At 66.4% G+C, this 11,064-nt stretch carries 8 protein-coding genes and 1 pseudogene; 6 read left to right on the top strand and 3 right to left on the bottom strand.

Annotation, left to right across the window (positions count from 1 at the left end):
- The 3 genes and pseudogenes from X803_RS22375 to X803_RS0115830 all read right to left on the bottom strand — a co-directional run.
- Positions 1-373: pseudogene (locus X803_RS22375) on the bottom strand (oxidoreductase); the annotation flags it as partial.
- The gene (locus X803_RS0115835; RefSeq protein WP_026545891.1) at positions 374-1,246 is read right to left on the bottom strand and encodes an FAD:protein FMN transferase; all 873 of its coding nucleotides are present in this window, start codon (positions 1,244-1,246) and stop codon (positions 374-376) included. It lies immediately after the preceding pseudogene.
- A complete protein-coding gene (locus tag X803_RS0115830; RefSeq protein ID WP_051470831.1) occupies positions 1,243-1,719 on the bottom strand; it encodes an FMN-binding protein in 477 nt (158 codons plus the stop codon). Before X803_RS0115830 ends, X803_RS0115835 begins: the two co-directional genes overlap by 4 nt.
- A gap of 158 nt (positions 1,720-1,877) precedes the next feature.
- On the opposite strand from X803_RS0115830, the gene argS reads away from it, so the two are divergent.
- The 6 genes from argS (at position 1,878) to rho (ending at position 10,923) form a co-directional block, all read left to right on the top strand.
- Positions 1,878-3,518 carry an arginine--tRNA ligase gene (argS, locus tag X803_RS0115825; RefSeq protein WP_026545889.1) on the top strand — a complete coding sequence of 547 codons (1,641 nt, stop codon included), beginning with the start codon at positions 1,878-1,880 and terminating at the stop codon, positions 3,516-3,518.
- A gap of 2 nt (positions 3,519-3,520) precedes the next feature.
- Positions 3,521-4,981, top strand: a complete 1,461-nt coding sequence (gene lysA / locus X803_RS20615) for a diaminopimelate decarboxylase (RefSeq protein ID WP_051470830.1) — start codon at positions 3,521-3,523, stop codon at positions 4,979-4,981.
- 8 nt (positions 4,982-4,989) lie between these two features.
- Positions 4,990-6,324, top strand: coding sequence for a homoserine dehydrogenase (locus X803_RS0115815; protein ID WP_035779434.1), 1,335 nt, complete (start codon positions 4,990-4,992; stop codon positions 6,322-6,324).
- Positions 6,324-7,454, top strand: a complete 1,131-nt coding sequence (gene thrC, locus X803_RS0115810; RefSeq protein WP_026545887.1) for a threonine synthase — start codon at positions 6,324-6,326, stop codon at positions 7,452-7,454. Before X803_RS0115815 ends, thrC begins: the two co-directional genes overlap by 1 nt.
- Before the next feature lie 13 nt (positions 7,455-7,467).
- Positions 7,468-8,421: a homoserine kinase gene (gene thrB / locus X803_RS0115805; protein WP_245702708.1), complete on the top strand. Its 954-nt coding sequence runs from the start codon at positions 7,468-7,470 to the stop codon at positions 8,419-8,421.
- 336 nt (positions 8,422-8,757) lie between these two features.
- The gene (gene rho, locus X803_RS0115800) at positions 8,758-10,923 is read left to right on the top strand and encodes a transcription termination factor Rho (RefSeq protein WP_026545885.1); all 2,166 of its coding nucleotides are present in this window, start codon (positions 8,758-8,760) and stop codon (positions 10,921-10,923) included.
- Positions 10,924-11,064: the final 141 nt, after the last annotated feature.

The raw sequence follows: 11,064 nt of genomic DNA, 5'->3' as shown, positions 1-11,064 counted from the left end.
GGACGGCAACGAGATACTTGGAAGCAGCCGCAGCCAGACCCGCCAGCGCAATCCCGCCGACCCCCGCTGCATCGTCGGAGGGAAACATCACGAAAAAGAGCAGCAGCCCGGTGATGAACGAGGATTCAGTGTGCGGACGGGTGCGGAACATCATCGCCATCACCCGGGTGCCGCCCCAGGAGGTGACAACGGCAGTTGCCAGCGTTGCTCCCAGCTCCGCCGGACTGAATGCCAGCAGGCCCAGCAGGGACAGGCCAAACGCGTAGGCGGTGAGCACCAGAAGCAGCACCAGCACCAGCCGGTACATCGTGGCGCGTCCCAGCAGCGTGTCCAGCCTGGTCAGCGGATTCAGCGGATTCAGCCGGTCGGCCATCTAGAACAGCGCTCCTGCCAATGATGATGAATAGAGTGCCTGACCCTCCGAGGAGATGCGGACATAGTCGAAGTCGAACTCGGTCAGCAGAACCTCGGGCGGGGCAAGGAAAAGGGCCGTGGCCAGCGCGTCGGCGACGAGCGCGTCGTCGGCCAGTACCCAGGTAGCAACAACTGTATCGACGCAGTGCCCGGTCGTCGCATCCAGGACATGGTGCAGGCCGTCGGCCCACCGGCGCCTGTTGGACGCGGAGGCGCACAGCGCCCGGTCGCGCAGGTCAACCACGCCGATGGCCGTATCCGGAGCATAGGGGTGTTCGAGCGCTATCCGCAGGGTGTCCGGCCCACAGTGCCGCATGTCCCCGCCGGCATCAACGGTGTGGTGCGGGTGGCCGGCCCGGTGGAGGTACTCCGACACGAGGTCGACAAGCTGTCCCTTGCCTGCGGCGCCCACATCAAGGGTGACCGGCCGCCGGGACCGGATGGTCGTCCCCAGCCACTGGAAGGATTCGTCCCAGGCAGCCGCCGGCATCGGCGGACCCTGCGGTGTGAAGGAGTAGCCGGCGTCGTACCCCAGGTGTTCCAGCGGACCGCCGACCAGCGGAGACATTCCGCCGCGGGTGAGGCGGTGGAGGGTCCGGTAGAGCGTCCCGAGCGCTTCACCGGAGGGCGGCAGGTTCACTTCCCCGCCGCCGGAAGCGAGTACCGCGATCCGTGAATCGGACCGGAACCGGGAGTAAACGGCGTCGTAATCCCGGATCACGTCCTCAACGTCATCGCGGATTTCCGGCGGAAGTTCCCCGGGGGTGTCGATCCGCCAGCTCGTGCCGATGGCGTCGAAACTGAACTGTCCGGACCAGCCCGCCGGGCTCACTGTGCGGCTTCGGTCTTGATCTGCTCAATCGCGGTCCTGAAGCCGCCGCTGGTCAGTGAGGATCCGGACACCTTGTCCACGCTGAGGTCATCAAGGGGAGTCCCGACAATCTGCTCCCGGATCCCGCTGCTGAACTTGCCCTGGTAGAGCTCGGTGGTTCCGTTGCTCGGCATCGGCTCGGTCTGCACGTCGCTGACGATGCCGGATTCAAGCGTGACCGTCACCCCGATCGATTCCTCGCCGCCGGGCGTCTGGTAGGAGCCCGTGGCCGAGAACATCCCGTCGGTGTAACCGGCTTCCCCGCCGGCGCCGGACGTGGGCTCGGCTGCGTTGGCCGCATCTCCTCCGGCACCTCCTCCTGCACCGGGCGACGGCGCGGGGCTGGCGGCGCAGGCAGCTGAACCCAGGAGCGAGAGCGCTGCAAGCCCGGTCAGTGCCCAGCGCTGGTGGGGTTTCTTCACGGCGTGGGTCACGAGATCTCCTTGGGTGGGTGGGCCTGCTCCAGTACTAACGCTAATACCGTGGATTCGGTTCAGTGGGGCCTGCCGGATGGGCGGGGCCCAGGACCGGCCCTGATAAGGCGTCCGTCACAGAATCCGGGGGATTAGACCCGCGCCGTTATGCTGGATGGGTGACTCCCGAAGAACTCTCCTCCTCAATCTCCTCATGCCTGAAAGACGCCGTCGCTGCCGGCGAAATCGACGTGGAGCTGCCCTCTGAGGTGCGGGTTGAGCGGCCCAAGAGCCGCGACCACGGTGACTGGGCCACGAACATCGCCCTCCAGCTCTCGAAGAAGGCGGGCATGAACCCCAGGGAGTTCGCCGGAATCCTGAAATCGCGGCTGGAGGGAATCGAGGGCGTTTCCGCGGTGGACATCGCCGGTCCGGGCTTCCTCAACATCCGCCTCGACGCCGCAGCGGCCGGTGAGCTGGCGCGCAGCATCGTGGAGGCAGGACGCACCTACGGCACCAACGCCGCGCTGGCGGGCCATGTCATCAACATGGAGTTCGTGTCCGCGAATCCCACCGGACCCCTGCACCTGGCGCACACGCGGTGGGCCGCAGTCGGTGACTCCATTGCGCGGGTACTCTCCGCAAGCGGAGCCGAGGTCACCAAGGAGTACTACATCAACGATGCCGGTACCCAGATGAACAACTTCGCCGCTTCCGTGCTGGCCTCCATCAAGGGCAGGCCCACACCGGAGGGCGGCTACCCCGGAGAATACATCGCCGACCTCGGCCGCACCGTGCTTGCCGAACGTCCGGACGCCGCCGACCTCCCCGATGAGGACGCGCTCCCGGTGGTCCGCAGCATCGCCTACCGGGCGCAGATGGATGACATCAAGGAAACGCTCGCGGCCTTCGGCGTCCATTTCGACGTCTACTTCTCGGAGGAGGGCCTGCACGCCGCCGGTGCCGTGGAGCAGGCCGTGGACAGGTTGCGCGAACAGGGGCACGTGTACGACGACGGCGGTGCGGTCTGGCTGCGCACCACGGACTTCGGTGATGACAAGGACCGCGTCCTGATCCGCGCGAACGGTGAGCCGACCTACTTTGCTTCGGATGCCGCGTACTACCTGTCCAAGAAGGACCGTGGCTTTCCGGAGAAGATCTACCTGCTGGGCGCTGATCATCACGGGTACATCGGCCGGCTCAAGGCCATTGCCGCCTGCGCCGGTGATGACATGGACGCCAACATCGAGGTGCTGATCGGTCAGATGGTCTCGGTCAACGGCGCCCGCCTGTCCAAGCGCGCCGGCAATATCATCGAGCTCCGTGACCTGCTGGACTGGCTTGGCGCGGATGCCCTGCGCTATTCGCTCGGCCGGTCCCCGGCAGATTCCGCGATGTCCCTGGACCCGGAACTGTTGAAGAAGAACACCAATGAGAACCCGGTGTTCTACGTTCAGTACGCGCATGCCAGGACCTGCGCAGTGGCGCGGAACGCCGCAGCAGCAGGTGTTGACCGGTCCGCGTTCGACGCCGGCGCACTGGACCAGGCCGCGGATGAGGAACTGCTGGCCCACCTCGGTTCCTACCCGGCCGTTGTTGCGCAGGCGGCGAAGTTCCGTGAACCGCACCGTGTTGCGCGCCACCTCGAGGTCATCGCCGGCGCCTACCACCGCTGGTACGACGCCTGCCGGGTAACACCCCTGGGCGATGAACCGGTCACCGACACCAACCGCACGCGGCTGTGGCTCAATGACGCGGTGACCCAGGTCCTCGCCAATGGACTGGACCTGCTTGGCGTGTCCGCGCCGGAACGGATGTAGCGATGCCCGCCTCGCCCCTCGCTCCCGGGTGGCTGTCCTACCCGGAGGACGCCAACACGCTCAACCCCGCCCTCTGGGCCTCGCCCGTCAGCAGGTCCTCCAGCGGCGTGCTGTCCGTGGACGGTGTGCCTGTGACGGAGCTCGCCGAGCGGTTCGGCACGCCCGTCTACGTGGTCTCCGAGAATGATTTCCGTGCCCGTGCGCGGGGTTTCCGGGACGCCTTTAATGCCGCCTTCCGTGATCTGTGCGGGGGAGTGGACGTGTATTACGCGGGCAAGTCATTCCTCTGTTCGGAAGTGGCGCACTGGGTGGCGGAGGAGGGCCTTCGCCTTGACACGTCTTCCGGCGGGGAGCTCGCCGTCGCGGTCCGTGCGGGGCTGAAGGGGCGCCAACTCGCGCTCCACGGCAACAACAAGTCCGACGCCGAGTTGAACCGCGCGCTCGACCTCGAGGTGGGCCGCATTGTGGTCGACAGCCTCGATGAGCTCCAGCGCGTCGGAGCGCTGGCCCAGGCACGCGGCGCAACCGCCAACGTCATGCTCCGGCTGACGCCCGGCGTGCACGCGCACACGCACGAATTCATCGCCACAGCGCATGAGGACCAGAAGTTCGGGCTGTCGCTCGCGCCGTCGTCGTCCGGTGAGGATTCACCGGCCGGACAGGCCGTCGCCGCTGCGCTGGCGCACCCGTGCATCAGGCTGCTGGGGGTTCACAGCCACATCGGTTCGCAGATTTTCGAATCCGCAGGATTCGAGGAAGCGGCGCGCCGGCTCCTCGGGTTCCTGGCGGAGGTCCGGGACCGCCACGGCGTCGCACTGGAGGAACTCGATCTCGGGGGCGGCTACGGCATCGCCTACACGGAAGCGGACGCGCCGCGCCCGCCGGCGGTCATCGCAGAGGCGCTGGCCGCCGTCGTCGGAAACGCCTGCGCCGAGCACGGGCTCCGGGCGCCGCGGATCTCAATCGAACCCGGCCGCGCCATCGTTGGACCGAGCACCTTCACGCTGTACACCGCCGGCACCACCAAAACGGTGCAGGTGGATCTGGACGGCGCCTCCCACCCCCGCCGCTATGTTTCCGTGGACGGCGGCATGAGCGACAACGCGCGTCCGGTGCTGTATGACGCGGACTACTCGGCGGTGCTCGCCTCGCGCACCTCGGTCGGCGAGCCCGTGCTCTCGAGGGTGGTGGGCAAGCACTGCGAAAGCGGCGATATCGTGGTGCGCAGCGTATATCTGCCCGGCGACACCACCAACGGCGACCTCATCGCCGTCCCCGGGACCGGCGCCTACTGCTGGTCACTGGCCAGCAATTACAACTACCTCACCCGTCCGCCCGTCGTCGCGGTCAAGGACGGGCAAGCGCGCCTGATTGTGCGCGGCGAGACCGAAGAAGACCTCCTGGCGCGCGACGTTCTGCGCGGGGAGAACAACGACCGAGCAACTCTGGAAGCAGGAGCCTGATCGATTTGATGAATGCCCCCCACACCACCGAGCCCCAGCCCACACTGCGTGTTGCCCTGCTGGGTTGCGGAAATGTCGGTTCCCAGGTCGCGCGGATCCTCCTGGAGGACGCGGACAACCTGGCCGCCCGTATCGGCGCCCGTCTGGAGCTCACCGGGATCGCGGTGCGCTCGGTCGACGCGCCCCGCGAAGCCGAGCTGCCCCGGGAGCTGTTCACCACCGACGCGGAATCACTGGTTGAGGGCGCGGACATCGTCATCGAGCTGATGGGCGGCATCGAACCGGCCCGGACCCTGATCCTGCGCGCCATCGACCACGGCGCCAGCGTTGTCAGCGGCAACAAGGCGCTCCTGGCACAGGACGGACCCACCCTCTACGAACGTGCGGATGCCGCCCACGTCCAGCTGTCCTATGAAGCCGCGGTGGCCGGCGCCATCCCCATCCTGCGTCCCATCCGCGACAGCCTCTCGGGCGACCGCATCACCCGTGTCCTCGGGATTGTCAACGGAACCACGAACTACATCCTCGACCAGATGGACACCACCGGCGCACAGTTTGCCGATGCCCTCGCCGACGCGCAGCGGCTCGGTTACGCCGAGGCCGATCCGACCGCGGACATCGAGGGATACGACGCCGCCTCGAAGGCCGCCATCCTTGCCTCCCTGTCCTTCCACACCCGCTTTGCGCTGGAAAACGTGCATTGCCAGGGCATCACCTCAGTGACCGCCGAGGACATCGCCTCGGCGAAGGACGCCGGCTACGTCATCAAGCTCCTTGCGATCGCTGAGCTGCTGAAGGATGAAGCGGGCGACGACGGCGTCAGCGTCCGCGTGCACCCCACCCTCCTGCCGCGGGATCACCCCCTTGCAGCGGTGCGCGGTGCCTTCAACGCTGTGTTCGTCGAAGCGGAGAACGCGGGCGAACTTATGTTCTACGGCCAGGGAGCCGGTGGAACACCGACCGCCTCCGCCGTCCTGGGCGACGTGGTGAGCGCCGCCCGCCGCATGGTGCTGGGCGGTCCCGGCCGCACCGAAACCACCACCGGGCACGTGCCTGCGTTGAGCATCGACATGGTCAACACCAGCTACTACATCGGACTCGATGTGGCGGACCAGCCCGGCGTACTCGCGAAAATTGCGCACCTCTTCGCCGAGCACGGAGTCTCCATCGAAACCATGCGGCAGACCATTCACCCGGCAAAGGACGGCGGCGAAGCCAGTGCCGAGCTGCGCATCGTGACGCACAGGGCAGCCGAATCGTCACTTGCCGCCACCGTGAAACATATCCAGGACCTCGACGTCATCAACGCGGTGACCTCAGTCCTCCGAGTAGAGGGAATCTGATGGCACACCAATGGCGCGGAGTTATCCGCGAATACGCTGACCGGTTGCCTGTCACAGAGTCCACCCGGGTGATCACCCTGGGCGAGGGCGGAACCCCGCTGGTGCATGCGCCGGCACTGTCGGAACTCACCGGCTGCAGCGTGTACCTGAAGGTCGAGGGAATGAACCCGACGGGCTCATTCAAGGACCGCGGCATGACCATGGCGATCACCGCGGCAGTCGAAGCGGGGGCGAAGGCCGTGGTGTGCGCGTCCACCGGGAACACCTCGGCCTCCGCTGCGGCCTATGCAACCCAGGCCGGCCTGACCTGTGCCGTGCTGGTGCCGGACGGCAAGATCGCCATGGGCAAGCTCAGCCAGGCCATTGCGCACGGCGCCGAGCTGCTGCAGGTGCACGGCAATTTCGACAACTGCCTCGAGGTTGCCCGCAAGCTGGCCGAGTCCTACCCGGTGTTCCTCGTGAACTCGGTGAACCCGGCGCGGATCGAAGGGCAGAAGACGGCCGCGTTCGAAGTTGTCGACTTCCTCGGTGATGCCCCTGACTACCATCTGTTGCCGGTGGGCAACGCAGGCAACATCACGGCGTACTGGAAGGGCTACAAGGAGTATTCCCAGCCCTACACCTCAGCGACGGCCGGCGAGCTGCCGGCGGTCTCCACCAAGACCCCCACCATGTGGGGTTTCCAGGCTGAGGGTGCATCGCCGCTGGTGAAGGGTTACCCGGTCACGGAACCGGACACCATCGCCACGGCCATCCGGATCGGCAATCCTGCCTCCTGGGACCAGGCAATTGCGGCCCGCGACGAGTCCGGCGGGCTGATTGAGGCCGTGACCGACGAGGAGATCCTCGAGGCACACCGTTGGCTTTCCGCCCGCGAGGGTGTCTTCGTGGAACCCGCCTCGGCGGCCGGTGTGGCCGGGCTGCTCAAGAAGCACGCTGCCGGGGATGTGCCGGAGGGCAAGACCATCGTCATCACGGTGACCGGCCACGGACTCAAGGACCCCCAGTGGGCGCTTAAGGCGGCCGATGGATCGGATGTGGAACCCACCAAGGTGGAGTTCGACGTCGTCAGCGTTGCAGGTGCGCTGGGCCTGGCCGACTCGCACGTGGACCAGCCGGCCGATGCCTAGCGGAGCGCCGGCCATGACAGCAGCGGCAGTGGTGGCTTCCGGGCAGGAAGTGGCTGTGGAAGTGCCGGCAACCAGCGCAAACCTCGGCCCGGGCTTTGACAGCCTTGGGCTGGCGGTGACGCTGTACGATTCCGTGCTGGTCCGCACCACCGACACCGGCACGACGACGGTGAAGGTCACCGGTGAGGGTGAAGCCTCCCTGCCCCGCGATGAAACGCACCTTGTTGCGGCGACGATCCTCGGAACTCTTGAGCGCGCGGGCTACGCCAGTCCCGGCCTTGAGATCGAAACGCGCAACGTTATTCCGCACGGCCGCGGCCTCGGATCATCGGCCGCGGCGATCGTGTCCTCCGTACTGGCTGCCAACGCGCTCCTTCCGGATCCGGCGCGCATGGATGCCCGGGGGGTACTGCAGCTGTGCTCAACTCTTGAGGGTCACCCGGACAATGTGGCTCCGGCGCTGCTCGGGTCACTGGCGGTGTCCTGGGAAACCGGCCGTGCCTACCAGAGCACGGTTATTCCGGTGCACCCGGACATAGTGCCGGTCGTCGCGATTCCGGCGAGTGAGCTGTCCACTGAGGCAGCGCGTGCGCTGCTGCCGGCCTCGGTGCCCCACAACAGTGCTTCGGCCAATGCCGGACGTGCGGCACTGCTGGTCCATGCCATGCAGTCGGCGCCGGAGTTCCTCCTCGACGGAACCCGGGACCTGCTGCACCAGGACTACCGTGCACAGGCCATGCTGAACAGCGCCTCGCTGATGCGGGCGCTGCGTGCAGAGGGCTTCGCTGCGGTGATCTCGGGCGCAGGCCCTACCGTGATGACCCTCGCGGTAGGGGAGGAACAGGCCGCTGCAGTGATTTCGGCGGCGGAGCGCATCGTCGGCAGCACGGACGACGGCATTGACTGGCGTGTTCTTCGGCTGAACGTTGACACAGAAGGTGCTAAAGTGAAGGTGCACCAACGGTAATAGCTCTCGGTAGTCACTTCCAGATTACGAGGCAATTCCGTATTCAGATGTGCTTCTGTTGATCTGGCCGTCATGTTCTGTGACCGTCGTGAAACTGCCTGTGTGTCAGCAGTGGCTCAATCTCAGGTGTACCTCCCAGAACCTGATGCATACAGCACGTTCTCGCGTGTGACTGGTACGCACCGGGTTAGAGGTCTCCAGCACGCTCGGCCACACCGGAGAGCATCCGGTCAGCACCGAAACCTTAGCTTCCAACTCTTCCGACTTGGCGGCGGGCAAACCAAACCGCGATCCACATCAGAGATGGATCGCCCGACGAGGGGGAAGGAATCCTTCGTGACTCAAACCACTGACCTGCCGACAGGCGTGGATAGCCAAGCCGCCGAAACGAACGGCGCACCAGCTTCCAAGAGTTCCGGACTTGCCGGACTGAAGCTCGCCCAGCTGCAGGCGCTTGCCGGTCAGCTCGGCATTTCCGTGGGCTCCCGTATGCGCAAGGGCGACCTGGTGGCCGCGATCTCGGACCACCAGCGCGGCTCGGCAGTAGCAGACCGCCCCACCGCATCCGCACCGGCCCAGGAGCAGGCTGCGCCTGCCAGGGGCCGCAACGCTTCCGCATCCGCATCCGACTCCGCCGGTGCCACGGAGCAGGAGCAGGCTGCGGAGCCTGCCGAGAGGCCCACCCGCACGCGCAACCGGAACCGGCGTGCCGGAAGCGACGGCGTCGTGAAGACGGAACAGGCCGCTCCGGAGAGCGCCCCCACCGAACCCGCCGCAGCTTCCACTGCTGACACGGAGGGCAGCGCAGCCCAGGAGAACACTGTCTCCGAGGAAGCCGGAACCGAACGCGGACGCCGCAGCCGCGACGGCCGCCGTGGTGGACGCCGCTCGGATTCGGAAACCCAGAGTGCGCCCGCTCCTGAAGCCGACAGCACCGACGCCGGTGCTCCGCAGGGCGGGGACACAGATGGAGCAGACACCCAGGGCGAAGGCCAGTCAGAGCGCCGGAACGACCGCCGGGACCGCAACCGCGACCGCAACGAGCGCCGATCCAACGACGACGCCCGTGGCGACCGCGACAACCGTGGCGACCGGGACAACCGTGCTGACCGGGATAACCGCGACAACCGTGCTGACCGGGATAACCGCGACAACCGCGACAACCGGGGTGACCGCGACAACCGCGGCGACCGGGATAACCGCGACGACGGCAGCGGCCGCAACCGGCGCAACCGCAACCGCAACAACCGCGAGGACGACCGCAACAGCCGCTTCCGCGACCGCAACGAGCGCCGTCGGGGCCGCAACCAGAACCCCGACGTCGACGACGTCGAGGTCACCGAAGATGACGTCCTCCTGCCCGTAGCCGGCATCCTGGACGTCCTCGAGAACTACGCATTCGTGCGCACTTCCGGGTACCTCCCGGGAGCCAATGACGTCTACGTCTCGCTGGCACAGGTCAAGAAGTACGGCCTGCGCAAGGGCGACGCCGTGGTCGGTGCCATCCGTGCACCGCGTGACGGGGAGAACCAGGGCAGCACCCGCCAGAAGTTCAATGCGCTGGTACGCCTGACCTCGATCAACGGCAAGACCCCGGAGGAACTGAAGGACCGCGTCGACTTCGCGAAGCTCGTTCCGCTGTACCCCTCCGAGCGGCTTCGCCTGGAAACCGAGCCCAGGAAGATCGGTCCCCGCGTCATTGACCTCGTGGCGCCGATCGGAAAGGGCCAGCGCGGCCTGATCGTTTCGCCGCCGAAGGCCGGCAAGACCCTGATCCTGCAGGCGATCGCCAACGCCATCACGGTCAACAACCCCGAAGTGCACCTCATGATGGTCCTCGTCGACGAACGTCCCGAGGAAGTCACCGACATGCAGCGCACCGTCAAGGGAGAGGTCATCGCCTCAACCTTCGACCGGCCGGCGGATGACCACACCACCGTTGCAGAACTCTCGATCGAGCGTGCCAAGCGCCTCGTCGAGATGGGAATGGACGTCGTCGTACTTCTGGACTCGATGACCCGCCTCGGACGTGCCTACAACCTTGCCGCTCCGGCGTCGGGCCGCATCCTCTCCGGTGGTGTCGACTCGGCTGCGCTGTACCCGCCGAAGCGCTTTTTCGGAGCAGCGCGCAACATCGAGAACGGCGGCTCGCTGACCATTCTCGCTACCGCGCTGGTCGAGACCGGTTCAAAGATGGACGAGGTGATCTTCGAGGAGTTCAAGGGCACCGGCAACATGGAGCTGCGTCTGTCCCGCAACCTTGCGGACAAGCGCATCTTCCCCGCCGTGGACGTCAACGCCTCGGGTACCCGCCGTGAGGAGAACCTTCTCTCTGCGGACGAGGTCAAGATCATGTGGAAGCTCCGCCGGGTCCTGTCCGGGCTTGAGCAGCAGCAGGCACTTGAGCTGCTCACCAACAAGATCCGGGAGACGCAGTCCAACGTCGAGTTCCTCATGCAGGTCCAAAAGACCACACTGGGATCGAAGAGCGACAACGATTAGCTAAGTAGCCGTTCGAGACATGCCAGCCCCGCCCCTGCTGGTGGTGCCAGGCCCGTAAGAGAGACGACGAGGGCCCCGACCTGAGCTTGCGAAGGTTGGGAGTCGTCGAACGCTCCCTGGCCGGCATGTCTCGAGCGGCTT

The organism is Arthrobacter sp. 35/47, assembly GCF_000520475.1.
In the GTDB taxonomy this organism is placed as follows: Bacteria; Actinomycetota; Actinomycetes; order Actinomycetales; family Micrococcaceae; genus Arthrobacter_D; species Arthrobacter_D subterraneus.
This window is presented reverse-complemented; position numbering and strand designations above follow the sequence as displayed.